Genomic DNA, 25467 nt, shown 5'->3' with positions numbered 1-25467 from the left:
GCTCCTCCTTGATTGCTGCACGTATCTTCAGCAATTCGGCCATCATTATTTCCATGAAATCCATGGGTTATTTCTCAGAGCCTGACAGCCAGAGATCGGTCGCGGCCTTCTCTACGATCTTCCGTACCGTTGATCGATCAAGGTCTGGAAACAATGTTTCCGCCAGTGCCTCGCGCTTGGCAGCACTGATTTTCGGGGCGAGAAAGCGAGCATCGGCGACGAGCTTTTTGATATATGGGGCCAGGCGCTTCCTTTCTTCAGCGTCCCGCTTCCTGGCGTCAGCCTCTTGCATTTGAGCGAAAGCCTCTGATTGCGCTTGAAGACGAGCCTCGGCAAGCCCGTCGACTTCTATGTCGAATTCTTCGAACCAATCAGTTGTTTCGACAATTCCATGAAGGACGCCATCTGCCATCAGTCCGAGCACCAGACGGGATGATAGGCCGTCCCTATTACGGTATTTCGCCACCAACTGCTTCAAGTCGCGGTCAAGCTCTTCTTCGAAGCTCGCTTCGACTTCGTCCTCGGCGTTGAATTTCGTCAGCAACATGTAGATCAACCGAGGCCGAAGATGTTTGACGAGCGAAGGGAAAGTATCGACATCTACGGCGACGGCTGGCAGATTTTCGCTTGCCAATATGGTCTCGAGGATCATCGCACCGCAGGCATCGGCAGCCTCGCGGACTTCTTTCGCCATTCTATCGAGATCAGCGCTTTCGGTCATGTATCCCCCTCATTCCGCAACCAGAGACAGTATTGCGGATGTTGCACTTCCCTTATCCAACTGCAATCGGGAATGGGCTATCATCGTCCGTTTCAGGATGACGTATCCTCGTATTTGGCCCCAACCCGGCGAGGATTCAATTCACCGTCCCGAAAATGGCGTGGACGAACTTGTCCTTCTCGGCCGACTGCTGCGGCGAACTGCCCCTGACAAAGGTGATCGTCCTCCACGCATTCTTGCCAGACACGACAACGGTCGCTTCAACCACGCTGTCCTTGAACTTCACAGAGCTTCCTGTGGCGCGCAGGCCAGGCATCCCTTGGACCGTGACCGGCCGCCATTCGGAAGTGATGGTGACACTGGACGCTATCGCCTGCTTGAAGGCCTCCGCATAGCTGAGGGCATTTGCCGCTTCGGACGGAAATTGTTCGTAGCCGAAAATGGCCTCGGCCAATAGTTCGTTCGAAGCGAAGTAGAAGGCGCGGCCACTGTTGGTATTCATTTCCTTGGGTTGCCAGGTCTTGGCAATAAGCGCTGACTTGTTGGTCACGGGGTTCACCCAGACCTGGGTAGTCGTGAGGCTGCGATTGGCGTCTTCGTCCGCGACCCGCAAGACAACGTTGCCGCAGAAGACGGCCAGCGCTATGACAGCCGCCGCACCGAGCCTTAGTGTCGAGGGATTGGCGATGACGGTCGGATTTCCTTCGTCATAGCTGGTCGTATTATCCGATGAGAGCCGACGATATTGGTGGATTTGCGTGAAAAGCGCGACGAACGGGATGCCTAGACCGAGACCGGAGGCCCATACCCGGAGCTCTCTTGCCAGGAAAAATCTGGCGCGATTGCGATCGTTAGGGACGGGAACGCGAACACCGACGATGGCTTTGCCTATCGTTGAACCTGTCGCAATCATGAAGAGAGCGAGGACCAGCGCGACGAGTGGCAACATAAGTGCGCTGAACAGAGCGGCATTCATGGTGACGAGCTGTATGTAGATGTCGGGTGCGTAAATGGCGGTGGCAGTTCCAACACCAAATCCCAACAGCGGGACGAGTATGAGATTGTCGATGAACCTTGCCCAGAAGCGGGGCCACGGCCGGGATGTGATAACGACCCCAGTTTTCGGTGAGGTAGGCTGAAATGCCGGAGGCGGTAGCCTCGGCATGTTGGCGGACGGAAGCGGCGGTGGTGATACAAACGCCTTGGCAAGTTCGGAATGTTCCCCAGCGCTTTGCCAGCTCTCCATTCCGTCGCGCCATACGTAGGTTTCCCTATCGATCTTTCCGCTCTTAATGAGCGAATGAAGTTCCTCCTCGCCGACGGGACCGTTCCGATCCTGTCCTACGGCATAATACCAATCTGCCATGCTCTCACCCCCGACGCCTTCTGGTTAGACAACTATCAAGAGTGCGGAGCGTCGTAAAGTTGCAAGTAGCCCGGGTCCATACACATGGGAAGATTGGCCCTCGGAATCTGAAAATTCGGGGCGCAGCTCCCATCTGCTTAGCAAGGGTGCCTGCAGCGCCACGCGTATGCGTCATATCACAGAGGTCCAACTGCGAGCGCCGGCAGAAAACGCCAGCAATTTTGATAATATCTCGGAGTTTCGAGATGCAGCGCAGATTCAGTGGCCACCATCCCCCGCCGGCGCTCGATCACAAACGCCGACTTTTACACCCACAAATTGACGCTGGTCCCAAGTATAGGGTCCGGTCTATGCTGCATCTACAGCTTCGGAGCAGGTGCCGCGTTTCCAACATTTTTGGCTTTGGCCGAATCGATCCGCTTTCTGGCGTCAGAATTGTCCGCCTGGAAATCCTGCGCCAGATGCAGTTGGTCCATCATCTTCATCTCAAGCTCGTTTGCCAGACCCGTCGGGTCGCCTCGGACGACAAAGTCGATATAGATGCCGCACATGCTCGCGGACTGCTTCGCCTTTTTTGCGGTAAAGTCGTCAAGGCCAACGGGGAAATCGCTCGTACCAATGCAGGCAATCGGTGACTTGAGCTTTTCGGCACGCGCGTCATCTGCGCCGAATTTCCACGCGGCCCAGATGTCGGTGGCGCTCTTCCCCGTGACCGAAGGCTCACCGAATTTCTGGACGGCCGCCGCGTAGACGGACTCGGTCGTCGGGCGTTGCGACGGCCGGAATTTCAATTCGCGTGATGCCGCGAAGAGCTTATTGCCGGACCCCAGGCCCGTGAAGGCGAACTGCATCCGCTCGTGTTCCATGTCGTCCGGATTGGCAAGGTCGTTGTATAGGGTCCTGCCATTTGCGACCCATTCGGTGCCTTCCGGCAGCTTCCACTTCACGAACTCATATCGCGCGTCTGGCCGTACTTCCTGGAATTTGGCGATGACCTGGTCGGCGCTCATACCGAGAGCCATTCCGTTGATGTCAAATTCGGCGGCCTGCGAACCAGCGGCTCCTCCAAGAAGAAGCGCGGTTATTGCGGTTAGTAGGGAGGTCTTCATTTTCCCCGATGTCTCCGTTGAGTGCCCAAGATTCGGCCGCTCTGGAATGCGGCCGGATGCGGAGACCATTCCTGAGGAAAATTGTGGTTTCGGCAATTTTCGAAGGGGATTTCACCCTCTGCGCGAATTCGAGACGCCACAGCAGGTAGCAAGGTTATCAATCGTTAAATAGGGTCAACTTCCAGACTCGAAAATCGGGAGGACTGCGATGGCCGTCGTCAATATCAGTATGGATACTCGGAAGTCGCTAGCCAGGGCGCTGCTGCCTCAGGATATCGAATTAAACATTCTGGCAATCGAGCTTTTCTACTATGCCTGCGCATCTTGGCATTCGAAGGACTTCCTGAGGGCGGCTGACGACATAGGTGTATCGGTCGAAGTCGACCAGATCACATTCTCCAATCCGTTCGATATCTGGGCGTTCTTCAAAAGCATTCCGTCGGGCTTGGCCACCGAAGTTCTCGATCGGACAGTGTACTACCGGACCGAAGTCGAGCGTCGCGCGGCGGAGGCGGCAAAGGCGCGCCAGAGTGTCATCTCGGACAAACTCGATAACCTGCGGAAGGCAAATGAACTTCGTGCCGAACTGCTCTCCTCCGGCACCGATCCCGACGAGGTTACCCGTCTTTTGGCGCAGATTTTGTCGGACCAGGGAGCGACGCTTGAGGTGCGTGATGTTAGCCAGCGGAAGAGACTGCCGCCGTCGCGTTGAATCTCGTGCACCGAGACCTTCGTTTAAAGTGATCGGGCGACGAGACCGTGGAGCGTTCTCGCGCCTGCTAGCGTCTTGAGGCGTTCGATGCGGTGTTCGACGGTGCGTGGCGATAATTCGATCCGATGGCCGATCTCCCTCATCTGAAGACCTTCTCGCAGCAATTGGAGAATGGCGAGATCGACGTCGTCGAGGTCCTTCGGTATTGCCGACGACCTAAGGATATGGTTCACGACACCATAGACAAGGCACCAGTCGTCGCCCGGCTTCGCGGCTTTCCGAGGAAGCGACAGCATCTCAAAGTCGGTTTGCATGTTGTCGTGGCGGACGGTTTCGGAGACGAGCGAAGGGCGACGGCCGGCGAGCGCCTTCTGGATGGAAGGATGGAGACGCCCGCCAGCTAGCATCGGAAGTCGTGATTTCAGGACGTCAGGGACGTCTGCGTAGGTGGTTGGAATGCTGTAATCGCTGACGACATGGACATCGAACTCGATAGCACCACCCGCGGGCACCGTGATTACGGCGAGTACCATATTGGCGGCGAGCTGCTCGCCGACTACACGCGAAAGCCCGGACGGATGATCGACCTCATCTCGTGAAATCCAGACGTCAATCAACTGCTGCGCCAAGGCGGCGAAACCACTGGGCCTCACCGGCGGATCGCTTCTGCGAAAATGCCAACAAACGTCGTCAGATTCGACCGTATTTGTCATCGGTCGCCTGTGTTTTTGTCCCTTGTCTAAACCATTGCAACTATACCCGGATTGTAATGATGCAGTTCCGCGCCCCCGCCCGTCGAAAACGGTCGTTTCTGTCAACGCGCGGGGAATGGAATTCGATGACAAAAGTCGGTTATGCCCGGGTATCGACGCAGGATCAGCGCCTTGATCTTCAGCTCGCAGCGTTACACTTGGTATGCGACCGGGTCGTCGTGGATGAAGGCATTTCTGGATCGACTATCAAAAGACCTGGACTGATCTCCGCGATGCGATCATTGAAATCCGGTGACACCTTGGTTGTCTGGAGACTCGACCGTCTAGGGCGCTCGATTCAAGACCTTATCGGGATCATCGAAAAGCTCGGCAAACGACAGATCGATTTCCAGAGCCTGACGGAAAACATAGACACTACTTCTGCGGGCGGTCGCCTCGTCTTCCATGTTTTGGCCTCGATGGCGGAATTTGAAAGGTGTTTGATCAGAGAACGAACCTGCGCGGGACTTGAAGCTGCCCGTGCACGAGGGCAACGCCTCGGCCGGAGGCCATCCTTGAGCGACACCGAGCGTCAATCGGCGTACCATGCTGTCGTTCGGGGAGAGGACGCCCTCGAAGTTGCCAGGCGGTACGGTGTACATCCGCGAACGCTGGCCAGATATATCGATCGTATGCGCTGATTACTGGAACAACTGAATGAGGTTTCCAGGCGCTGCATTGGCAATCCCGAGGCTCTGGACGGCGAGTTGCTGCTGTGTTTGCAACGCCCGCATCTTGCTCGCGGTGGCCTCCATGTCCGCATCCACCAGGCGGCCGATCCCCCTCGTCGTTGCGTCGATCATGTTGTTGTTGATCTCGTTGTACATCTCGAGGGATTTCTGGACCGTCCCGACGTACGACATTTTGGAGGTCAGTTGCTGGATTTTTTGGTCGATGCTCGCGACGACGTTGCTGTAGAGCCCCTCGCGATCCGAACCGAAACGGACGACGTTGTTTTCGATGGACTGGAGGATATGGGTCTGATCGACAGGATAGGCCTCAGGCTCGCCGGTCGTCGGATTTTGAAGCGGAATATTGTACCAGTAGATCGACGCCGGGGTAAACGATCCGGGCGCATCAATGATGTCGCTTCCGTCGAACAACGTCTTCTCCGGATTGAACTCCCCCGGGTAACTGGTCGGATAGCTGCCGAAGTCGTCGTTCAGAAGCAGAGTGTCCATGGCCTTGATGTCCAACGTCTGAACATTTCTGTTGGAATAGCCGACGGTAAACGAGAAGACCTGTTGGCTGGCTTTCTCGTCTTCGTTCTTGCCGTGATAGAGAAGGTTCACGCCCGAGAACGACGCGGACAATATGGCTGACTTGGCCTGATCTTGGAGTTGCTGTATCTGCTGGTCGATCTTGTAGACGTCGGATTTCGCATATTCCGGGTCGATATCGAATGTCGACTTAACCACGTCCTTCATGCCGGGTTGTGGCATGCCACTCGCGGTGATGACCAGGTTTTTGATCTCCACGAAACTATCGAGCACCGTTTTCATCGCGGCGTACGCCGTATCGACCACGCCCTGCGCCAGGCCCACGCTTTCCTTGACCACGTTCATGGTTTTCACGTCCGAGCGCATCGACGTGGAGATGGACCAATATGCCGCATTGTCGGCGGCCGACTTCACCCTGAGCCCCGAAGACATCTGTTGCGAAGTGTCGGTGAGGCGGTCGTTGATCGAACGCAGCGTGCCGAGCGCGGCCATCGCGACATTGTTGGTTATAATGCTGCTCATGGTACCCGTAGCGTTAACCGGGCTCCTCATGAGCCAATCTCAGATTTCTGAATTCGAAAAATTCACGAGGACAGTTAACAGCGGAGCGAAGATCGTAGGGGGAAACTACCCTGTCGCCAAAATAATGTGACCGTGGCGGGTTGCCGGTTCTGACGGAGGCATGGACTTGTGGCCGGCGTGCTTGGACGCCAAGCTCAATAAAGGAACGTCGGCCGAAGCGGTGATCAATGGTAAATGAGACAGGCAATCATGAGGCAGTGTTGCTAGCGCTAAGATTGGGAAATGTTTCCGCCGCTCGTATCTTGTTCGAGGAACTCGCGCCGGAGGGTCCTCATAGGTCTGGCCAATGGCTGGAACTGCTCGACATACTGAACACATCCGAACTCGTCGAAGCGAAATACGGTCTGGGGTCGCTTCTCGATATCGATCACCCGTTTGTCGCCTACTGTGTCAAATCGAAGTATATCGATTCCGAGATGGTCGAAGCCGCCGAGCGGTTCAAAGCAAGTGAACTCACCGCTTCCAAGCTTGGTGATTTTGTGCCAGGGCTAGAGCGCCATGAGGGCCGTCGACTGCGGAAATGAACGTCGGGTCACCGGTCGGGGCGGCGTAATAGGCAGGCGGTTCGACGTCCACTAACAGAGATATGAAGCCTTCTGCATGCGGAACCGTTTTGGTTGCGCCTGATTTAGCATCGATGACTGTGAGCTCTTCTCGAATAAAGCCTTTGGTATGAAAAAGAGCACCCGGCGTCCCAAGTTCAGGCTCCTTTTCCAGTTCTTCTTTTTGGAGGGTGGACAACTCTACCGAAACAGCGACATAGGAGAGCGAACACGATGTCATCGCACCGCCAAGTGTGATGCCGAAAAAATACCGTTTACCGTCATAGTCAAAGAATACGATATACACTGAAAAACTGGCTCCGTGAGTTTGCGGCAGACATAACTCTCGAACCTTTCCATTTGATTGCTACTCCACGCAGTGCATTGACCCTTACTACCATCCGGCGAGAATGTGCCGCCTGTACGCGATACATATGATCCGGTCACCGCCGCCGCCTCTGCTCATTGGCCGCGAACTCCTCCAGGACCTCAAGACACCGGGCCAGAGTCTTCTCGTCCTTGCAATAGTCGACGGGTTTGGTGCCGCCGAGTTCCTTCCACTGCGCTGTCAGCCAGAGATCGGCGATTTCCCGGCGCAAGATGCGGCTGTAGACCCGGTCATAGAGCTTGTCGACCATGGCTTTGCGGACGCGTTCGCTCCGTTCTGCGGCCATCTTGTCCTCCCGCATTCTCCACAGGACGCCCTGAACCTGTTTCAGGCCGTCCGTGCTTTCGGCCGCCAACTCTCCGGGTGTCTTGCCTTCATGCTCGGAGAGGGGTGTCTTCATGAAGACCGCGACGTCATCCACGTCGAACAATGCCGCCTCCTCGGCCTTGTGGACCCGATCTGCCACCTCCTGCTTCAGGCGGGCGGCAGTCTCGATCGCTTCGCGCTGACGACGGGCGGCCAGTTCGGCTTCCGCACGCTCCTCGGCTTCGAGACGGGCCAGCCCAAGGCGGTTGATCAGGCGATCCATCGGCAAGCCGGCCATCTCGTCGGGCGGATCGACGCCTTTGAGGCGCTGCATTTCCTCTATCATCGTTCTGACTGCAATGACCTGATCCAGCAACTCCTCGTAGTCTCCGTTCTCGTCAGCTAGGAGTTCTGCCACCGACAGATCGAAGTGTTCCGCCCGGCTTTTCAGCCAGACATCATAATCAGGAAGACGGCCGTCCTCGGGAAGCATGAGCGAACCAACACCCTGGAAGGCGATCCGCAGCTGCTTGCTCTGGCGCTCGGGCAACATCCGCTTCTGGATCGCCGTGTCGATCCGAACTTGGATGTCATGTCCCATGACAAAGCGTTTGCCAGGGACCTCGTACACGGCCCCCGCTTGGCGTAGACGCGTCAGGTACGCATAGACTTCTTCGTAGGGTGACTTGAAATCTTCGTCAACGTTTGCGGCGATCCATCGGGAGTGATGGGACTTCGTGTAAGCGATGTCCTTCTTCGGCCAGCCGCCCTTCGAAAAGCTCTCGATAAAAGCCATCGCGCCGAGCGCCGATTTCGCCTTCAACAGGCGGTCGAAGATGGCGGCCTGCCATTGGCGGCGGTAGACGATAAACGCCGACGGCCGGTTGTCATCAAGATCAAGGAAATCCGAGAGACCAAGCTGGACCAAGTCGTCGACAAGCTTCTGCGCCTTCTTGTGGTTCCAGATTTCGGGATCGCGGTAGATGGCGACCAACCGCTTCGCTTCCGCGATCTTCGCACTCTCTTGCCGCAGCCTCTCCTCTGCAATATTCGCCGCCATGGCCTTCACCTCGGCGCTGTGGAGCAGCTTGCGCGGGGCGATGTCCAGGATGATGTCGTCGAGTTCGTCGAGTGGGTGGCTTTGATATTTTGAGACGGTGATCTCCAGAACTTCCACGCCCATGGCATCCAGCTTCTCGATTTTCTCGGGAGGACAGGGATGAGTGTTCGCGATCTCGATGAAAAGCCGTCGGCCATCGGGCATGGTGGCGATAACGTCCGGAATGACTTCTCCCGCCGCCGTTTCCAAGTGGACGTCCGTCAGGTGGATGGACCGCTCAGGCGACACCTCGACTGGCTTTCCGTCGAGACCCGGCGTGAATGTTGGCGGCAGGGTCACCCGGCAATGCTTGGCTATGATTTCCTTCGCGCGGATATGGAGGGCCGTTTCCCCGGACGACACGCAGTCGACGACGTTGTCCTCTGGTCGGTGGGCGAAGGAATACGCTCGGACGTTGGGGTCGCCGCCGTTCCTGGCGATCAACCGCCTGCCGCACCCGAAGCAGACGCATCCGCAATTCGCACCGTTGGCGACCTCTGTGATATGACGTGGCGATCCGTCGTTCACATCCTTGGCGACGAGGATCATGCCCTCGTCGTCGGGAAACAGGTGGGCGATGGTGGTCTTCGTTGCCATCTGGGCCTTGATTCGCTGTGAGTGCGAGAGGCTAGCCCCGTTCAGTTTTCTCCTGAAGCCCTCAGTCGACCTGCGACTTTCGGCCAGCGTGCAATCCGTACGCTTCGCCCGACAGTTAGCGTCGGGGATGATACTCGCCAAAGAGACCGTTTCGCCTAGCGCTTTACTTGCGACGTGACTCTTCGCCACCATGAACCGCGCAGTTGGTTCCCAGCATTTTTAGCCAATCCTCGATATCTTGCTGGATCGGGCCTGAAACCATGTTCTTGCATCGCGACCCGGAGGTCGTTCTTGCTGAACACTGAACCGTTCCGTCGGAATCCACCCACTGACGATAGAGTTCTTTGGAAACCCCAAATCGCTTTGCAGCGTACCCGTCTTTGTCGTTGACGAACTCCCGCAACTCATCTGGCTTCAGGAAAATGTTGGTACCGCCACCTGGCACGTCTACGCTGGCAGCGAACGAAATTCCGGCACGATCAAGAACCTCAATAGTTTTTCTGTCCATGGACGGACTCCCGCATGAGCTGAATTGAAGACAAGACATTCTCGCAGGCGATCAAGCCCGTCAAGCGTAGGTTGAGTGCTGGGAGTCTTGGCGGAGTTGGTGGCGTGCTTGGGGCTTAAATGTCGAGTGCGTTTTCCGTTCGCGGCGTTGGCCCGTTCTTTGTGCGCTCGGCATGCCACGGTGACATCCTTCGCGGTCCAGAATTGAGAATCTGTATCAACTCCCAATAATCGATTGCTTCGTCCGATATGTTGAAGGTCTGAGCCGCCCAGATATTTTCCTCGCCGAGCACGTTTGATATCTCGTTGAAAGACTTGCCTCCATCGCGGAATCTTGTTGGCGACAGCGTCCGCGGCTTCCACGCCGATCCTTTGCCCATTGAGTTGCGTACATTTTTACTCCCGAAATATCGGCTCTTTTAGAACAAAAACGTGTATTTTACCAATTGCTGCTGCGATCTAGGCGAGTATTCTTCAATTGGGGAATCAGGGGGCGAGGCATGATTGAACAAATCTCGATTGATACTGTCGCTAGCTATACGGGGGGAGCAGCAGTCCTCACTCAACTACGGCCGATTAATTTTATTTTTGGCGCGAACGGCTCGGGCAAGACGACGATATCCCGCGTGATCGCCAAGCCGGAGACTTACGCACGCTCGACTGTTAATTGGGCAGGTGGGACGCCGCTGGAGTGTCTCGTCTACAACAGGGATTTCGTTGAAGAAAACTTCACGGCTCGAATGCGCGGCATATTCACGCTCGGGCATGATAACGCTGAAACACTTCAGCGTATCGACGATCTCAAGAAGGAGATCGACGAAATTCAGAAAACGATACGCGATCGCAGACACATCCTCGAAGGGGCTGATGGTACGGGCGGCAAACGAAAGGAGCACTCGGACCTGACCGCGACGTTTCAGGAGGCATGCTGGAAATCGAAGACCCAGTACGAGGACAGATTTAAAGAGGCCTTCCGCGGTGTGCTGAACTCGCGTGCCAATTTCGCGGATAGAATGTTTGGCGAGTTCGAGAGCAACACGGCGTCATTGAAGCCGCTGAACGAACTGGAAGCCCGCGCCAGCACCATATTTGCCGAGGCCAAGGTTCGTCTTGACCGCCTTTCAGTTCTCGAAGCATCGGATGTGATCGCACTCGAGGCCGACCCTATTCTCGAGAAACGGGTGGTCGGGAAAGAAGATGTCTCGATATCCGATATGATCAAGCGCCTCGGGAATAGCGACTGGGTCAAACAGGGTCTCGGGTTTTTCCGGCAGAACGACGATCACTGCCCCTTCTGTCAGCAGGCGACCGACGACAAATTCCGCCGCCATCTCGAAGATTATTTCGATGAATCCTATCAGAGAGATGTCGATGCAATTTCACGTCTAGCTGCGGCCTATAGCGAGCACTCAAATAGCATCAGCCGCCAGCTCGATCATGCGATGGCCGCGCAGGTCGAATATTTGGACCGGATTTTGCTCGAACAAAAGGCGGAAGTGCTCCGCACCAAGATGGCTCTCAACATTCAGCACATAGCGAGAAAAAAGACCGAACCGAGTTCCAAGGTGGAACTTGAAACTGTCCGCCAGATTGTCGACGAAATCAACGCGATCCTCTCTGATGCGAACGGCAAGGTCGACGAGCATAATACGCTTATAGACAATATCGTCGCGGAACGGGCCATCCTGATCGCCGAGATATGGCGCTGCATCGTCGAAGAGGCCAAGATCACGCTTGAAGGGTACAAAACTGCCCGCCATGCCGTGAGCAGCGCCATTCAAGGACTGACGCGGGGCATTGAGGCGAAGGAGCAGGAGAAGCGTGATAAATCCACCGCACTGCGGGAGCTGGAACGGCAAGTAACCAGCGTCCAGCCAACTGTGAACGCAATCAACACTCTCCTGGACTCTTTCGGTTTCCGGAACTTCAAGCTGGCGACATCTGGCGAGGGAGATCAGCTCTATACCGTTATTCGAGGCGACGGCTCCGAGGCTCGCGAAACCCTCAGTGAAGGTGAGAAGACTTTTATTGTCTTCTTATATTTCTACTACCTGATCAGTGGCAGCGTGTCCGAGAGCGGGATAACGAACAACAGGATCGTGGTCATAGACGATCCGGTTTCGAGCCTGGATAGCGACGTTTTGTTTATCGTCAGCAGTCTCATTAGAAAGCTCTTCACGAAGGTGCTGGATCAGTCGTCGACATTAAAGCAAATCTTCGTACTCACTCACAATATTTACTTCCACAAGGAGGTTACCTTCGACCCAAAAAAGCAGTGGCAAACCAAGATCACGTTTTGGGTGGTCCGGAAAAAGGAAGACTACTCGGTAATCGAAGGCCATGCGCAGAACCCTATCCAGACCTCGTACGAGATGCTGTGGCAGGAGGTCAGGAACGAGAACCGGTCTATACTCACGATCCAGAACACCCTTCGCAGAATATTGGAGAACTACTTCACGATTCTGGGTAACATGGACAAAGACGACATCGTGAACGAGTTCGCAGGCCAAGAGCAGCAAATCTGCAATTCGCTGTTTTCGTGGGTCAACGATGGCTCGCACAGTGCTCACGAAGACCTGTATCTGGCCTGCGACGCAGCTACGGTCGACCGCTTTCTCCAGGTGTTTAAGAAGATATTTGAGGTCAGCGGACACTCAGCACATTACGACATGATGATCGCGCCGCGCCATTGATCAAAAGAGGTGAGAGCCACGAAACCAAAAGGCAGGGTCTCTGGCATCCATGTGAAAATCAATCAAAGACCCGGAACGAGGAAAACAGGTTTTGAACTCAGGGACAAATCTATTGAAGCGTCAGGGACAAAACAGCGCGCGTGGGGACAAACCTTTTGAGCGATTCCAGCGGAAATATGTTCAAGGGCAGAATTATCTATTGGAATGAATGGTGATCTCGACGCGATTCGAACGCGTGACCCCCAGATTAGGAATCTGGTGCTCTATCCTGCTGAGCTACGAGACCACTCAAGATGATCCATACAAAAGCAAAGGCCCGAAGCCAAGCCCTTTTCCGTCCCAGGGACAATTCGCTTTGCGGTGCCGTGCGCCCTGGTGAGGCGCACGGGGAATGGTGGCGAAGCCTCAGGCGTTGAGGCGCTGTTCGGCAAGCCGCACCCAGTAGGAAATGCCGTGGGCGATGGCTTCGTCGTTGAAGTCGTAGGCCGGGTTGTGCAGGCCGGCGGTGTCGCCGTTGCCGACGAAGATGAAGGCGCCGGGGCGGGCGTTCAGCATGTAGGAAAAATCCTCGCCGCCCATCATCGGATCGATATCCCCGATGACGTTGCCTGCGCCGGCGATCTCTCGCGCCACCGCGATCGCGTGGTCGGTCTCGTCGGCGTGGTTGAAGGTGACCGGGTAGTTGCGCTGGAACTCGATCTCGACTTGCGCGCCGTGGCTCGTGGCGATGCCGGAGACGATCTGCTTGAAGCGCTGTTCGGCAAGATCGCGCATCTCGGGATCGAGCGTGCGGATGGTGCCGGTGAAGCTGGCATCGTTCGGGATGACGTTATGCGCATTGCCGGCATTGAACGTGGTGACGGAGACGACGACTGACTTCAGCGGATTGGCGCTACGCGAGGCGATGAGCTGCAGGTTGGAGATGATCTGCGCGCCGATCGCGATCGGGTCGATCGTGTTGTGCGGCATGGCGGCATGGCCGCCGACACCCTTGATGGAGATGGTGAATTCGTCCGTCGCCGCCATGATCGGGCCCTTGCGGATGGCGAAGTGGCCGACGGGCAAGCCCGGCATATTGTGCATGCCGTAGACTTCGGCGATCGCGAAGCGCTCCATCATGCCGTCCTTGACCATGGCGTCGCCGCCGGCGCCACCCTCTTCGGCCGGCTGGAAGATGACGGCGATGTTGCCGTTGAAATTGCGGTTTTCGGCAAGATATTTCGCAGCGCCTAAGAGCATGGCGGTGTGGCCGTCATGGCCGCAGGCATGCATCTTGCCGGGGGTTTCGGAAGCATAGGGCTTGCCGGTGATTTCGGTGAGCGGCAGGGCGTCCATATCGGCGCGCAGGCCGACCGTGCGTCCTTCGCCCTTGCCGCGGATCAGGCCGACGACGCCGGTGCGGCCGATGCCGGTCACCACCTCGTCGATCCCGAAGGAGCGCAGCTTTTCGGCCACGAAGGCGGCGGTATTGTCAACCGCATAGAGAAGTTCCGGATGCGCATGGATATGGCGGCGCCACTCGGTCACTTCGCCCTGGAGTTCTGCGGCTCTGTTCAAGATCGGCATGCTGATTTTCCTGCTGCTCACTGTCGGTTCTGGTTCAACTTTCAGGTCGGTCGCACAGCCTCGGCCAGTCTGTCGCGGCCTTTGCGGCGTGCCACCGGGAAATAAAGTCGTCAATCGCCTTTGCCTTCTCCTAGCCATATAGGTTAAATAGACGAAGCTTTCGAGAAAATTCCGGACCTCTGAAGGATAGATCGTGCCGACGAAGCAGAATCGCTTGTATGCCGCCCTGCGGCTTGTCCCTGTGGCCGCAGCAGCATCCATGCTTTTTCTGTCGACCGCCCAGACGGCCGGAGCCAATCCGCATATTCTCGTCGATGTCAGCACCGGGCGCGTCCTCGACCAGCAGGAGGCTTTTCGCCGCTGGTATCCCGCGTCGCTCACCAAGCTGATGACGACCTACGTCACCTTCCGTGCCCTCCAGTCCGGCCAGATCAAGCTCGATACGCCTGTCGTCATGACGAAGCTTTCCGCGGCGCAGCCGCCGGCGAAGATGTATTTCAAGCCCGGGCAGAAGCTGACGCTCGACAATGCCCTGAAGATGATGCTGGTCAAGTCGGCAAACGATCTTGCCATGGCCGTCGCCGAGACGGTCGGCGGCTCGCCGCAGGGCTTCGTCGCGCGGATGAATGCGGAAGCCGCCCGCCTCGGCATGCGCGACTCGCATTTCATCAATCCGAACGGCCTGCCCGGCAAGGGGCAATATACGACGGCGCGTGACCTTGCGATCCTCAGCGTCGCGCTGCGCCGCGAATTTCCGCAATATGCCGGCTATTTCTCGCTGGAAGGCTTCACCAACGGCGTAAAGCAGGTGCCGAACATCAATATGCTCATCGGCCGCTTCGAAGGCGCCGACGGCATGAAGACCGGCTTCATCTGCGCGTCCGGTTTCAACCAGATCGCATCGGCAACCCGCAATGGCCGCACGCTGATCTCGGTCGTTCTCGGAACCGACAGCCTGGCGGCGCGCGCCGACGATTCCGCCAACTTCCTGGAAAAAGGCTTCCAGAACCAGCTTTCCGGCAGCGAAACTCTGGCGACCCTGCGGCCCACTGCGCCGCTCTCGAATGAGGTCGCCGATGTCACCGCCGATATCTGCAGCGCCAAGGGCGCGCATGCCCGCAGCGAAACCCGCGATCCCTTCGGCCGTACCAAGGTACAGTCGCCCTATATTCACGAAATGGATCACGAGCCCAATTTCATCTATGCCGGCCTGATCGGCGGTCAGGACGTCGCCACCGCCGTCAAGGGCGACAAGGACGACGCCACCGCCAATGGCGATAAGGCGACCAAGGACAACAAGATCGCTGTCTCCGGTCGGGCGGCCAATGTGCCGATCCCGATCCCGCGTCCCACTTTCTAGAGCATTTCCGTTTTAAGCGGAGCAGCGGAAATGCCCTATCTTTTTGTCTTACGCAATTCCGGACGCAAAACCGCTGCGCAGTTTTGCTGGAATTGCTCTAATATCGGATTGGAATCATGAGCGTTTCGCAGCAAAGAGTACCGGTTGCCATCCTGACCGGTTTCCTCGGTGCGGGCAAATCGACCCTGCTCAACCGCATCCTCAAGGACGAGGACATGCGCGATGCGGCCGTCATCATCAACGAGTTCGGCGATGTCGGCATCGACCATCTGCTGGTGGAAAGCTCCGGTGATTCCATCATCGAGCTGTCCGATGGCTGCCTGTGCTGCACGGTGCGCGGCGAGCTTGTCGATACGCTGGCGAACCTTATGGATGCGATGCAGACCGGTCGCATCCGGCCGCTGAAGCGTGTCGTCATCGAGACGACCGGGCTTGCCGATCCTGCTCCCGTCATGCAGTCGATCATGGGCAATCCGATCATCGCCGCCAATTTCGACCTGGATGGCGTCATCACGGTCGTCGACGCCGTCAACGGTCTGCAGACGCTCGACAATCATGAAGAGGCGCGCAAGCAGGTGGCCGTCGCCGACCGGCTGATCGTGTCCAAGACGGGGATTGCCGGCGCGGTGCCGGAAGCGCAGCTGGAGAGCAGGCTCCGGGCACTCAATCCGCGCGCGCAGATCCTGAATGCCGATAGCGCCGAGGCGGGCCGGGCCGCTATTCTGATCAACGGCCTTTACGATCCAGCTTCCAAGATCGCCGATGTCGGCCGCTGGCTGCAGGACGAGCTGGAAGCGGACGACCATCACCACCACCATGATGATGATCACGACCACGACCACCATCACGGCGACCATGGTCATCATCACCACCATCATGGGCACCACCACGGCCATCGGCATCAGCACGCCCATGACGTCACGCGTCATGACGGATCGATCCGATCCTTCTCGATCGTCGAGACGCAGCTCATCGATCCCATGGCGCTGGAAATGTTCATCGATCTGCTGCGTTCGGCGCATGGTGAGAAGCTCCTGCGCATGAAGGCAATCGTCGCCGTGTCCGACCGGCCGGAACGACCGGTCGTGCTGCATGGCGTGCAGAACATCTTCCACGCGCCGGTGCGCCTGCCGGCCTGGCCGGACCCCGAAGACCGGCGCACGCGCATGGTGATCATCACCAAGGATCTGCCCGAGGATTTCGTCAAGGGCCTGTTCGACGCCTTCCTCAGCAAGCCGCGTGTCGATACGCCCGATAGGGCGGCGCTGCAGGACAATCCGCTCGCCGTGCCGGGGATGAAATTCTAGTTTCATCCCGGTGAGGCCAAACAACCCGCCTCGCCGTTTGAGGGCCTTGCGGGCCACCTCAGGGTGAGGCTGATCTTGGTCGCGTCAATGCTCGTAATCAGAGGATGGCATTCGGCGTGCGAAAATACTGCGGAATTCGCCCCATCCTCATGGTGAGGTGGGAGCGAAGCGACCCTCGAACCGCGAGGATGGCCTCGGGGCGACAGCCGATCAGCCCTTGCGGATGATGAAGCGATGGCCGCCATCGGTCTTCTCGCTTAAGAGAAGCGTGTGGCCTTTTTCGTTGCAGAGATGCGGAATGTCGATCACCGCGAGCGGATCGGTGGTTTCCACGGCCAAAGTCGCGCCGCTCGGCATGCCGCGCAGGCGTTTTTCCGTCTTGATCGCCGGATAGGGGCACTTCAGTCCGCGCAGATCGTAGATCTCGGCGTCGGGATTATTCACTCTTGGCCCAGAACTTCCAGAATGGCGGCTTCTTCGGCGGCTCGGTCTGCGCCGTCTCGACAGCAGGGTTGCCAGCGTAAGCGAGCGGATTGACGACCGGGTTCATCGGGTTCGCCGTTGGGATCGGGACATTTGCCGGGATGTTGGCGGCAACCATCGTGCTACCCGCCTGCGGTGCGGCCGCATTGGGAGCAGCCGTCGCCAGGCGGATGCTTGCCGTCGTCGTCGGGCTGGCTACGGTGCCGCCGCGAGCGACCTGCTGTCCCGACTGGTTGGACATCATCGATTCGAGATCGGCGACCTTCACCATCTTGCCGGCGGCAAGCGCGGTGCCTGTGGGAGCATAGGCAATATCGTGGCCCTTGCGCTGCTTGGCGACGACCGCCTTGCGCTCGGCCTCGCTCGGATCGTACCAGGCCATGCCGTCAAACTTCTTGGTGGCCGAGGCATAATCTGCCTGATACTGCTTGTCGTAAGTCGCAAGCGCCATCTGCAGGGCAGGCGGGGTCGTCATGACAGGGCATTTGCCGCTGGCGTTGAACGGGCCGCCGGCCTGCTGGTTGAAGACGTATTTCTTCTCGCAGACTTCGACTTCAGGCGGCCGCTTGGTGACTTCGAAATTGTCGTAGCCGACCTTCAGCATCTTCCAGAATTCGATATTGGGGCTGAGGCGGTGCTTCCACATGTTCTCCGCGGTCATGCGGAAGGGGAAGGCCTCCAGTTGTACTGCCTTCTGGCCGCCCTTGAAGGCGTCGCGTGCGAAGGCATAGATTTCCAGCACCTGCTGATCGGTCATCGAGTAGCAGCCCGACGACGAGCAGGCGCCATGGATCATCAGGTTGTTGCCGGTGCGGCCGTTGGCGGCGTCATAACGGTTCGGAAAGCCGGTGTTGATGGCGAGGTAGTATTTCGAATTCGGGTTCAGGTTGGCCGGCGTCAGCATGTAGAAGCCTTCCGGAGCCTGCCGGTCGCCTTCCTTGACCTTCGGGCCGAGACGGCCGGACCAGGCGCAGATGCTGTAGCTCGCAATGACTTCGAAACGGTTGTTCTGGTTCGCCTTCAGGATCTCCATCGTACCTTCCTCCTTGAAGATACGGATCATGATCGCCGAATTGCGGTCCATGCCCTTTTTCGCCATGTCGGCAAGGATGTGGCTGGGGAGAGGTTGCTCGACCTTGTTCTTCACTTTCGACAGGTCGATCGCCGCTGTGTCCAACGTATCGTTGCAGCCGGCAAGTGCCAGCGCCATCAGGGAAACATAGGCAAGGTGACGGATGCGCATTCTGACTTGGCCCATAAATGCGAAGAGCGGCAGCTCGATCTGTTTCGCCACTCCCCTCGAAGCATGAAACGGAATCATAGACGGCTTATACTTGAAAATTCCTTACCAGCCTATGACGTGCCCGCAACGCGTCGGCAAGCTTTTCTTTGCCATAAGAGCTTCGATAACGGAAATGTGGCCAAGATTTGGCCTCATTCCCATTTTCGCAATCCTATTTTCAGGCCGCAGTCTAGAGATTGCGGCCGATATTGAGGAACTTCTGGCGGCGGTCGCTGCGCAATTGTTCGCCCGAACGGCTGGAAAGTTCGCTGAGCGCGTTCGCGATCATGTCGCCGGTTGCGGCGATTACGGTCTGCGGATCGCGATGGGCGCCGCCGAGCGGTTCCGGAATGATACCATCGATGACGCCGAGGCTCTTCAGGTCGTCGGCGGTGATCTTCATATTCGTCGCGGCTTCCTTGGCACGGGTTGAATCGCGCCACAGGATAGAGGCTGCCCCTTCGGGCGAAATCACGCTGTAGATCGAATGTTCGAGCATATAGACGCGGTTGCCGGTGGCGATCGCGATGGCGCCGCCGGAGCCGCCTTCGCCGATGATGACGGAGACGATCGGCACCTTGAGAGCGAGGCTGATTTCGGTCGAGCGGGCAATCGCTTCCGCCTGACCGCGCTCTTCCGCTCCAACGCCCGGATAGGCGCCTGCGGTATCGACCAGCGTGATCACCGGAAGCTGAAAACGGTCAGCCATTTCCATGATGCGGATCGCCTTGCGGTAGCCTTCCGGCCTGGCGCTGCCGAAATTATGTTTCAGTCGGCTCTTGGTATCGTTGCCCTTCTCCTGGCCGATGATGGCGACCGGCTGGCCGCGGAAGCGGGCAAAGCCAGCCTGGATGGCGGCATCCTCGGAGAATTTGCGATCGCCGGCGAGCGGCGTGAACTCCGTCAGCAACGCGTTGGCGTAGTCGACGAAATGCGGCCGCTGCGGATGGCGGGCGACCTGCGTCTTCTGCCAGGCATTGAGCTTGGAATAGATGTCGGCAGTCGCCTCGCGGACGCGGATTTCGAGCCGGGTCACTTCGTCGGAAGTGTCGATGCTCTCGTCTTCGCTCGCCAGTTTCTTGAGCTCGTGAATCTTGCCTTCGAGATCCGAGATGGGTTTTTCGAAGTCGAGATAATTGTGCATGAGGTGCGTTTCCGATCCTTTTGCGCGGGACGAGAGAAGGCGGCTTTAGCCAGTATGCCGGTCCTAATCCAGTTTTTTTGCCTGTTTGGCAAGGGGGTGATGCGTTTGCACGAGCTGATGTAGGCGTTCTTCCAGCACATGTGTATAGATTTGCGTGGTCGAAATGTCCGAATGGCCAAGCAATTCCTGCACCACGCGCAGATCCGCGCCGTTCGCCAGAAGATGGCTGGCAAAGGCATGGCGCATGACGTGCGGCGAGATCATGGAGGGCGTCAGCCCGGCGCGGATGGCGAGATCCTTCAGGTCGCGGGCGAAGACCTGGCGCGGCAGATGGCCTTCCCGCGAGGCGGCGGGAAAGAGCCAGGGGCTTTCCGGCGCCGGTTGTTTCGCGTTTGCCGCAAGCTCCGTCTGCAGCTGTCCGTAGACCTTCAGAGCGGCGATCGCCGATTGCGACAGCGGCACCAGCCGTTCCTTGTTTCCCTTGCCGCGGATGATCAGAAAACGTCCTTCGTGATCGAGCACCTTGGCTGGCAGGGTAACGAGCTCGCTGACGCGCATGCCGGTCGCATAGAGCAGTTCGAGCAGCACCAGCATTCTTTGGCGCTGCAGCTGATCAGGTCCCGCGGCGGCCGCCTCGGTTTCGGCTTGGCTCAGAAGACGCGTGACCTCGTCGATGCCCATGGTCTTCGGAAGGGGGCGGCCTTTTTTCGGTGCGTCGAGGATTCCCGTGGGATCGTTCGTGCGCAAGCCTTCCGCATAAAGGAATTTGTAGAATTGCCGCATGGCGGATAGCCGCCGCGCCTGGGACGAGGGTTTGAAACCCTGAGCCGAGAGGGACGAAAGGTAGGCGCCGAGATCGTTCGAGCCCGCCTCGGTCAGGCGGACGCCGCGTTCCGACAGGAAGGAATGAAGATCGTCGAGATCGCGTTCGTAGGATTGCAGGGTGTTGACCGCCGCACCGCGCTCGGCGCTCATCATCTCCAGAAAAGATTCCAGGTGCGCACGGCTCAGATCTCTCACGCCAGCCCCTGCATTCATTGCTTCAACGAGCCGGTGACCGGCGGATCGCCGGTGGCTGGCGGATTGATGCGCTCCGGCGGGATGCGGATGGTGATCTCGCGCGGCTGCGGATCGACGAAGAGAGCGAGTGCCCACATTGCCCCGTATATCGATCCGCCGATCACCGCGCAGATGACAAGGAAGCGAAACAGGGTCGGCATTCGAACATTCTCCTGGTGCCAGTCACAGCCCTGGCGACGCAATAATAATACCCACCAAGCGTTAGCCGAAGGATATTGCAGACATGTTTACGGGCGGCGTCTTGACGCTACCGGCGCATTTGACGATACCGTTTCCAAAGAAATTGTGAATGGGCCTATGAGTGAACAAGTCCTGACCCTTGCCGAGAACCTCAAAGACAGGGCGCGTGCCGCGCTGGGTCGGCGCAATCTTGTCCTTGTCGGGTTGATGGGAGCGGGCAAATCCTCGGTCGGCCGTCTAGTGGCACAGCAACTTGCCATTCCCTTCGTCGATACCGACGCGGAGATCGAGCGCGTATCGCGCATGACGATCGCGGAACTTTTCGCCGCCTATGGCGAACAGGAGTTCCGGGCGCTGGAAACGCGTGTCATCAAGCGGCTGTTGCGCGGCGGCCCGCGCGTGGTTTCGACCGGCGGCGGCGCCTTCATCAACGAAAGCACGCGGCAGCATGTCAAGCGCGGCAGTCTTTCCGTCTGGCTGAAGGCCGATCTCGACGTGCTTTGGGAGCGGGTCAACAAGCGCGATACGCGCCCCCTGCTCAAGACAGAGAATCCGAAACAGACCCTCGAGAACCTGATGAATGCGCGCTATCCGATCTATGCGGAAGCCGATCTGACGGTTCTGTCCCGCGATGTGAGCAAGGAAGTCATGGCCAGGGAAGTCCTTGCCGCGATCGTCGAGGAAAAGAAAGCAGAAAGCAAAGCCCCATGAATGCGATCAAATCGGCTGCCGCAGAACGTCTCGTGCGCGTCCCCCTTGGCGAGCGAGCCTACGACATCCTGATCGGTCCCGGCCTGATCGCCAGAGCCGGGCGAGAGATCGCGGCTCGGCTGAAGGGACGCAAGGCCGCCGTCATTACCGACGAAAACGTCGCGCCGCATTATCTCGATGCGCTGGTTGCCAGCCTTGAGGCGGAGGGCATTCAGGCGGCCAGCCTCGTGCTGCCGGCGGGCGAGAAGACCAAGAGCTTCGAACATCTGATGACGGTCTGCGATGCCGTTCTGACCGCGCGTGTCGAGCGCAGCGACGCCGTGATCGCGCTCGGCGGCGGCGTCATCGGCGATCTCTCAGGCTTTGCTGCCGGCATCGTGCGCCGCGGCGTTCGCTTCGTGCAGATCCCGACCTCGCTGCTGTCGCAGGTCGATTCCTCTGTCGGTGGCAAGACCGGCATCAACACCCATCACGGCAAGAACCTTGTCGGCGTCTTCCATCAGCCCGATCTCGTGCTTGCCGATATCGACGTGCTGAACACGCTGAGCGGACGCGAATTCCGCGCCGGTTACGCCGAAGTCGCAAAATATGGCCTGATCGACAAGCCGGATTTCTTCGCCTGGCTCGAGGCCAACTGGAGAGAAGTCTTTGCCGGCGGGGCCGCCCGTATCGAGGCGATTGCCGCGAGCTGCCAGGCGAAATCCGATGTCGTCGTCGCTGACGAGCGCGAAAATGGACCGCGCGCCCTGCTCAATCTCGGCCACACGTTCGGCCACGCTCTGGAAGCGGCCACCGCCTATGACAGCCGCCGGCTGGTGCATGGCGAAGGCGTCGCCATCGGCATGGTGCTGGCGCATGAATTTTCCGCGCGCCTCAATCTGGCAAGTCCCGATGATGCCAAGCGCGTCGAGGCGCATCTGAAGGCCGTAGGCCTGCCGACGCGGATGAGCGACATTCCCGGCGAGCTGCCGCCGGCCGAAACGCTGATGGATGCGATCGCGCAGGACAAGAAGGTCAAGAGCGGCAAGCTCACCTTCATCCTCACGCACGGTATCGGCCAGTCCTTCATCGCCGACGATGTGCCTTCTTCCGAAGTTCTGAGTTTTCTCAAGGAAAAACATCGCTGATGACGATCGAGGGCACGCTGGCTGTCTTGTTCGAATATTGGCCCGAGATCCTCTCGATCGTCGCGCTCGTGCTGTTATCGGCGTTCTTTTCCGGTTCGGAGACGGCGCTTACCGCTGTTTCGCGCAGCCGCATCCATACGCTGGAGGCCAATGGCGACGAAAGTGCTGGAATCGTGCGTCGTCTGATCGAGCGCCGGGACCGGTTGATCGGCGCTCTGCTCATCGGCAACAACCTCGCGAACATCCTGGCCTCGTCGCTGGCGACCAGCGTATTTCTCGGTCTCTTTGGTAATTCCGGCGTGGCGCTGGCAACGGCGGCGATGACCGTCATCCTCGTCATCTTCGCCGAGGTGCTGCCGAAGAGCTGGGCCATTTCCACGCCTGATCGCTTTGCGCTCAACGTGGCCGGCACGGTGCGGCTCTTTGTTGCCGTCGTCGGCCCGGTGTCGAGTTTCGTCAACGCTATCGTCCGATGGATTCTCGGCCTGTTCGGCGTCAACCTCTCGAGAGAGGTGTCGATGCTATCTGCACATGAGGAGCTGCGCGGTGCGGTCGATCTGCTGCACCGGGAAGGCTCGGTGGTCAAGGCCGACCGTGACCGTCTGGGTGGCGTGCTCGACCTCGGCGAGCTGGAGCTTTCCGACATCATGGTGCATCGCACGGCGATGCGCGCCATCAATGCCGACGACCCGCCCGAAGTGGTCGTGCGCGCCATTCTCGACAGCCCCTATACGCGCATGCCGCTCTGGCGTGGTTCGATCGACAACATCATCGGCGTCGTGCATGCCAAAGACCTGCTGCGGGCGCTGGCGGAGCCGAATGTCGAGCCGGAAAATCTCGACATCGTCAAGATCGCGCAGAAGCCGTGGTTCGTGCCAGACAGCACCAATCTCGAAGATCAGCTCAACGCCTTTTTGCGCCGCAAGCAGCACTTCGCCGTCGTCGTCGACGAATATGGCGAGGTGCAGGGCATCGTGACGCTGGAAGACATTCTGGAGGAAATTGTCGGCGATATTGCCGACGAGCATGATCTCGACATCCAGGGCGTTCGGCAGGAAGCCGACGGCTCGATCGTCGTCGATGGCGTTGTGCCTATCCGCGACCTGAACCGTGCGCTCGACTGGAACTTGCCGGACGAGGAGGCAACGACGATTGCCGGCCTTGTCATCCACGAATCGATGACCATTCCCGAGGAGCGGCAGGCCTTCACCTTCTACGGCAAACGCTTCATCGTCATGAAACGGGAAAAGAACCGCATCACCAAGCTGCGCATCCGTCCCGCCGAGACGGAAGAGACGAAGCCGCAGTAGGGGCTGTCCGTTCGCGGCTACCAGCGAACAGACTCACCCGGCGCCGCGGGTTCCACGGCCAGGGCATGCAGCCCGGCTTCCAGTTCGGGCTTCAGCAGCTCGTTGATCGCCCTGTGGCGTGCCAGGCGCGGCATGCCGACGAACTTGGCAGAAACGATGCGAATTCTTATATGGGTCTCGCCGGTTCCGGTCATGTCGGGCTGATGACCGGCATGCAGGTGGCTCTCATTGATGACGGAAAGGCGCTCTGGCGCGAAAGCGAGGTTGAGCTTCGCCTCAATGCGGGATTGCAGTGTCGTTTCCATATTCCCGCGTCGACCTCCGTTGCGAAAAAAAGCTCCCACAAAGCCTATAACATTCCTGTTTGTCAATTCTTGTTGTGGGGTATCCAAGGCCCCATAATTAGGCCGCCATGAGACTTGATTCAAAATATTTCGATCGTATCCGTACCCGCCGCAAGCGCGCGCAAGAGCCCGAGCAGGGCCCGCCGACGTGCCAGTGGGATGGCTGCGACAAGCACGGTACGCATCGCGCCCCTGTCGGGCGCAATGCGGAAGGGCAGTTCTTTCTGTTCTGCTTCGAGCACGTCAAGGAATACAACAAGGGCTACAACTATTTCTCCGGCCTCTCGGACGGCGAGATCGCGCGCTACCAGAAGGAAGCCATCACCGGCCATCGCCCGACCTGGACGGTTGGTGTCAACAAGGCTGCCAAGAACAGCCCGCTGCAATCGGATATTCGTTCCGGCTCCTATTCCCGCGTGCGGGATCCTTTCGGCTTCGTCAAGGAAGGAGAGGGGCAGGGGCGCGGACCGCGCTTCCCGCAACAGCGCAAGCTGAAAACGCTCGAGGCGAAGGCATTCGACACGATGGGGCTGGGCGCTACCGCCACAGCGCCGGAAATCAAGCGCCGCTACAAGGAATTGGTGAAAATGCACCATCCCGATGCCAATGGCGGCGACCGCGGTTCCGAGGAGCGCTTCCGTGCGGTGATACAGGCCTATCAATTATTGAAACAGAACGGTTTTTGTTAATTCCCGTCCTTGCTCTCCGCCTTCAATCAGGTATGGTCCAAATCGGCTGAAGCCGCGGGCAACCGCGGCAGGGTGTGCTTTTGGCTGGCTGCACCTCGGCCGACTTTCCGGACGCGGCGTTTCTTGTCCGGGACTCTGTTCAAGGATGCTCGCAAGCGATCATGCAATCGCGCCGAGATTTTGCTTTAGTCCCGGAGAAGTATCGCCGTTGTTCCGACCGAACGGATGCGGGCAAGAAAGCTGCGGCGATTCGGACAAAAATGGCTGAGATTGATATGGCAGGGTGAAAG

24 protein-coding genes and 1 tRNA gene are annotated in these 25467 nt (G+C 58.3%); 9 read left to right on the top strand and 16 right to left on the bottom strand.

Annotation, left to right across the window (positions count from 1 at the left end):
• Positions 1 to 67: 67 nt before the first annotated feature.
• The 3 genes from RHSP_RS01405 to RHSP_RS01395 all read right to left on the bottom strand — a co-directional run bounded on the left by RHSP_RS01405 (position 68) and on the right by RHSP_RS01395 (position 3196).
• Complete coding sequence (locus RHSP_RS01405; RefSeq protein WP_240535341.1) at positions 68 to 652, bottom strand: CCDC34 family protein; 585 nt, start codon at positions 650 to 652, stop codon at positions 68 to 70.
• Positions 653 to 857: 205 nt separating this feature from the next.
• Entirely contained in the window at positions 858 to 2087 is a 1230-nt protein-coding gene (locus tag RHSP_RS01400; RefSeq protein WP_004107768.1) for an RDD family protein, read from the bottom strand.
• 359 nt (positions 2088 to 2446) lie between these two features.
• A complete protein-coding gene (locus RHSP_RS01395) occupies positions 2447 to 3196 on the bottom strand; it encodes a hypothetical protein (RefSeq protein ID WP_004107767.1) in 750 nt (249 codons plus the stop codon).
• Between the two features lie 208 nt (positions 3197 to 3404).
• On the opposite strand from RHSP_RS01395, the gene RHSP_RS01390 reads away from it, so the two are divergent.
• Complete coding sequence (locus tag RHSP_RS01390) at positions 3405 to 3908, top strand: hypothetical protein (protein ID WP_004107765.1); 504 nt, start codon at positions 3405 to 3407, stop codon at positions 3906 to 3908.
• 23 nt (positions 3909 to 3931) lie between these two features.
• Here the strand turns inward: RHSP_RS01390 and RHSP_RS01385 are convergent, their stop codons facing one another.
• Positions 3932 to 4561 (bottom strand): winged helix-turn-helix transcriptional regulator, encoded by a 630-nt coding sequence (locus tag RHSP_RS01385; RefSeq protein WP_240535340.1) that lies wholly within the window; start codon positions 4559 to 4561, stop codon positions 3932 to 3934.
• Between the two features lie 185 nt (positions 4562 to 4746).
• On the opposite strand from RHSP_RS01385, the gene RHSP_RS01380 reads away from it, so the two are divergent.
• Positions 4747 to 5301 (top strand): recombinase family protein, encoded by a 555-nt coding sequence (locus RHSP_RS01380; RefSeq protein ID WP_037148889.1) that lies wholly within the window; start codon positions 4747 to 4749, stop codon positions 5299 to 5301.
• Here RHSP_RS01380 and RHSP_RS01375 read toward each other — a convergent pair whose 3' ends face one another.
• From RHSP_RS01375 to RHSP_RS01360, 4 genes are all read right to left on the bottom strand, one after another.
• Positions 5302 to 6402 (bottom strand): flagellin, encoded by a 1101-nt coding sequence (locus RHSP_RS01375; protein WP_037148885.1) that lies wholly within the window; start codon positions 6400 to 6402, stop codon positions 5302 to 5304.
• Between the two features lie 513 nt (positions 6403 to 6915).
• The gene (locus RHSP_RS34455; RefSeq protein WP_004107755.1) at positions 6916 to 7311 is read right to left on the bottom strand and encodes a hypothetical protein; all 396 of its coding nucleotides are present in this window, start codon (positions 7309 to 7311) and stop codon (positions 6916 to 6918) included.
• Between the two features lie 136 nt (positions 7312 to 7447).
• On the bottom strand, positions 7448 to 9586 hold the full coding sequence (locus tag RHSP_RS35050) for a hypothetical protein (protein ID WP_004107752.1): 2139 nt from the start codon (positions 9584 to 9586) through the stop codon (positions 7448 to 7450).
• Entirely contained in the window at positions 9558 to 9902 is a 345-nt protein-coding gene (locus RHSP_RS01360) for a hypothetical protein (protein WP_004107750.1), read from the bottom strand. Before RHSP_RS01360 ends, RHSP_RS35050 begins: the two co-directional genes overlap by 29 nt.
• Positions 9903 to 10401: 499 nt before the next feature.
• On the opposite strand from RHSP_RS01360, the gene RHSP_RS01350 reads away from it, so the two are divergent.
• Complete coding sequence (locus RHSP_RS01350; protein WP_004107748.1) at positions 10402 to 12594, top strand: AAA family ATPase; 2193 nt, start codon at positions 10402 to 10404, stop codon at positions 12592 to 12594.
• A gap of 209 nt (positions 12595 to 12803) precedes the next feature.
• Here RHSP_RS01350 and RHSP_RS01345 read toward each other — a convergent pair.
• Positions 12804 to 12880, bottom strand: a tRNA-Arg gene (locus RHSP_RS01345).
• A 119-nt stretch (positions 12881 to 12999) separates the two neighbouring features.
• Complete coding sequence (locus tag RHSP_RS01340; RefSeq protein ID WP_004107746.1) at positions 13000 to 14160, bottom strand: M20 aminoacylase family protein; 1161 nt, start codon at positions 14158 to 14160, stop codon at positions 13000 to 13002.
• Between the two features lie 193 nt (positions 14161 to 14353).
• Between RHSP_RS01340 and RHSP_RS01335 the strand changes: the two genes are divergently transcribed.
• Both RHSP_RS01335 and RHSP_RS01330 read left to right on the top strand, forming a co-directional pair.
• Positions 14354 to 15520, top strand: a complete 1167-nt coding sequence (locus RHSP_RS01335; RefSeq protein ID WP_037148879.1) for a D-alanyl-D-alanine carboxypeptidase family protein — start codon at positions 14354 to 14356, stop codon at positions 15518 to 15520.
• 116 nt (positions 15521 to 15636) lie between these two features.
• On the top strand, positions 15637 to 16827 hold the full coding sequence (locus RHSP_RS01330; protein ID WP_037148878.1) for a CobW family GTP-binding protein: 1191 nt from the start codon (positions 15637 to 15639) through the stop codon (positions 16825 to 16827).
• Positions 16828 to 17037: 210 nt separating this feature from the next.
• Here the strand turns inward: RHSP_RS01330 and RHSP_RS01325 are convergent, their stop codons facing one another.
• From RHSP_RS01325 to RHSP_RS01305, 5 genes are all read right to left on the bottom strand, one after another.
• Positions 17038 to 17271, bottom strand: coding sequence for a sulfurtransferase TusA family protein (locus tag RHSP_RS01325; protein WP_004107739.1), 234 nt, complete (start codon positions 17269 to 17271; stop codon positions 17038 to 17040).
• Positions 17264 to 18553, bottom strand: a complete 1290-nt coding sequence (locus RHSP_RS01320; RefSeq protein WP_004107738.1) for a L,D-transpeptidase family protein — start codon at positions 18551 to 18553, stop codon at positions 17264 to 17266. Before RHSP_RS01320 ends, RHSP_RS01325 begins: the two co-directional genes overlap by 8 nt.
• A gap of 229 nt (positions 18554 to 18782) precedes the next feature.
• On the bottom strand, positions 18783 to 19736 hold the full coding sequence (locus RHSP_RS01315; protein ID WP_004107737.1) for an acetyl-CoA carboxylase carboxyltransferase subunit alpha: 954 nt from the start codon (positions 19734 to 19736) through the stop codon (positions 18783 to 18785).
• A 63-nt stretch (positions 19737 to 19799) separates the two neighbouring features.
• Complete coding sequence (gene xerD / locus RHSP_RS01310; RefSeq protein ID WP_037149046.1) at positions 19800 to 20756, bottom strand: site-specific tyrosine recombinase XerD; 957 nt, start codon at positions 20754 to 20756, stop codon at positions 19800 to 19802.
• 14 nt (positions 20757 to 20770) lie between these two features.
• On the bottom strand, positions 20771 to 20956 hold the full coding sequence (locus tag RHSP_RS01305; RefSeq protein WP_004107735.1) for a hypothetical protein: 186 nt from the start codon (positions 20954 to 20956) through the stop codon (positions 20771 to 20773).
• 157 nt (positions 20957 to 21113) lie between these two features.
• On the opposite strand from RHSP_RS01305, the gene RHSP_RS01300 reads away from it, so the two are divergent.
• Genes RHSP_RS01300 through RHSP_RS01290 form a run of 3 tightly spaced genes read left to right on the top strand, consistent with a single transcriptional unit; the run spans position 21114 to position 24144 of the window.
• A complete protein-coding gene (locus tag RHSP_RS01300; RefSeq protein WP_004107734.1) occupies positions 21114 to 21707 on the top strand; it encodes a shikimate kinase in 594 nt (197 codons plus the stop codon).
• A complete protein-coding gene (gene aroB, locus RHSP_RS01295) occupies positions 21704 to 22834 on the top strand; it encodes a 3-dehydroquinate synthase (RefSeq protein WP_004107733.1) in 1131 nt (376 codons plus the stop codon). The genes RHSP_RS01300 and aroB overlap by 4 nt, the downstream gene beginning before the upstream one ends.
• Positions 22834 to 24144, top strand: coding sequence for an HlyC/CorC family transporter (locus tag RHSP_RS01290; RefSeq protein ID WP_004107732.1), 1311 nt, complete (start codon positions 22834 to 22836; stop codon positions 24142 to 24144). The genes aroB and RHSP_RS01290 overlap by 1 nt, the downstream gene beginning before the upstream one ends.
• A gap of 17 nt (positions 24145 to 24161) precedes the next feature.
• Here RHSP_RS01290 and RHSP_RS01285 read toward each other — a convergent pair whose 3' ends face one another.
• On the bottom strand, positions 24162 to 24449 hold the full coding sequence (locus tag RHSP_RS01285) for a BolA family protein (protein ID WP_004107731.1): 288 nt from the start codon (positions 24447 to 24449) through the stop codon (positions 24162 to 24164).
• Positions 24450 to 24556: 107 nt separating this feature from the next.
• Between RHSP_RS01285 and RHSP_RS01280 the strand changes: the two genes are divergently transcribed.
• The gene (locus RHSP_RS01280; RefSeq protein ID WP_004107729.1) at positions 24557 to 25177 is read left to right on the top strand and encodes a J domain-containing protein; all 621 of its coding nucleotides are present in this window, start codon (positions 24557 to 24559) and stop codon (positions 25175 to 25177) included.
• Positions 25178 to 25467 lie beyond the last annotated feature (290 nt).

The sequence above is a fragment of the Rhizobium freirei PRF 81 genome (genome assembly GCF_000359745.1).
GTDB lineage: Bacteria > Pseudomonadota > Alphaproteobacteria > Rhizobiales > Rhizobiaceae > Rhizobium > Rhizobium freirei.
Note: the sequence above shows the minus strand (reverse complement) of the source record. Positions and strands in the feature narration are given on the sequence as shown.

Coding starts and splice junctions, on each gene's coding strand:
- RHSP_RS01360 (WP_004107750.1), bottom strand. CDS start 9,902: ATGGACAGAAAAACTATTGAGGTTCTTGATCGTGCCGGAATTTCGTTC.
- RHSP_RS01350 (WP_004107748.1), top strand. CDS start 10,402: ATGATTGAACAAATCTCGATTGATACTGTCGCTAGCTATACGGGGGGA.
- RHSP_RS01380 (WP_037148889.1), top strand. CDS start 4,747: ATGACAAAAGTCGGTTATGCCCGGGTATCGACGCAGGATCAGCGCCTT.
- RHSP_RS01390 (WP_004107765.1), top strand. CDS start 3,405: ATGGCCGTCGTCAATATCAGTATGGATACTCGGAAGTCGCTAGCCAGG.
- RHSP_RS01300 (WP_004107734.1), top strand. CDS start 21,114: ATGAGTGAACAAGTCCTGACCCTTGCCGAGAACCTCAAAGACAGGGCG.
- RHSP_RS01320 (WP_004107738.1), bottom strand. CDS start 18,553: ATGCGCATCCGTCACCTTGCCTATGTTTCCCTGATGGCGCTGGCACTT.
- RHSP_RS01405 (WP_240535341.1), bottom strand. CDS start 652: ATGATCCTCGAGACCATATTGGCAAGCGAAAATCTGCCAGCCGTCGCC.
- RHSP_RS01375 (WP_037148885.1), bottom strand. CDS start 6,402: ATGAGCAGCATTATAACCAACAATGTCGCGATGGCCGCGCTCGGCACG.
- RHSP_RS01305 (WP_004107735.1), bottom strand. CDS start 20,956: ATGCCGACCCTGTTTCGCTTCCTTGTCATCTGCGCGGTGATCGGCGGA.
- RHSP_RS01400 (WP_004107768.1), bottom strand. CDS start 2,087: ATGGCAGATTGGTATTATGCCGTAGGACAGGATCGGAACGGTCCCGTC.
- RHSP_RS01290 (WP_004107732.1), top strand. CDS start 22,834: ATGACGATCGAGGGCACGCTGGCTGTCTTGTTCGAATATTGGCCCGAG.
- aroB (WP_004107733.1), top strand. CDS start 21,704: ATGAATGCGATCAAATCGGCTGCCGCAGAACGTCTCGTGCGCGTCCCC.
- RHSP_RS01395 (WP_004107767.1), bottom strand. CDS start 3,196: ATGAAGACCTCCCTACTAACCGCAATAACCGCGCTTCTTCTTGGAGGA.
- RHSP_RS35050 (WP_004107752.1), bottom strand. CDS start 9,586: ATGGTGGCGAAGAGTCACGTCGCAAGTAAAGCGCTAGGCGAAACGGTC.
- RHSP_RS01285 (WP_004107731.1), bottom strand. CDS start 24,449: ATGGAAACGACACTGCAATCCCGCATTGAGGCGAAGCTCAACCTCGCT.
- RHSP_RS01280 (WP_004107729.1), top strand. CDS start 24,557: ATGAGACTTGATTCAAAATATTTCGATCGTATCCGTACCCGCCGCAAG.
- RHSP_RS01315 (WP_004107737.1), bottom strand. CDS start 19,736: ATGCACAATTATCTCGACTTCGAAAAACCCATCTCGGATCTCGAAGGC.
- RHSP_RS01340 (WP_004107746.1), bottom strand. CDS start 14,160: ATGCCGATCTTGAACAGAGCCGCAGAACTCCAGGGCGAAGTGACCGAG.
- RHSP_RS01330 (WP_037148878.1), top strand. CDS start 15,637: ATGAGCGTTTCGCAGCAAAGAGTACCGGTTGCCATCCTGACCGGTTTC.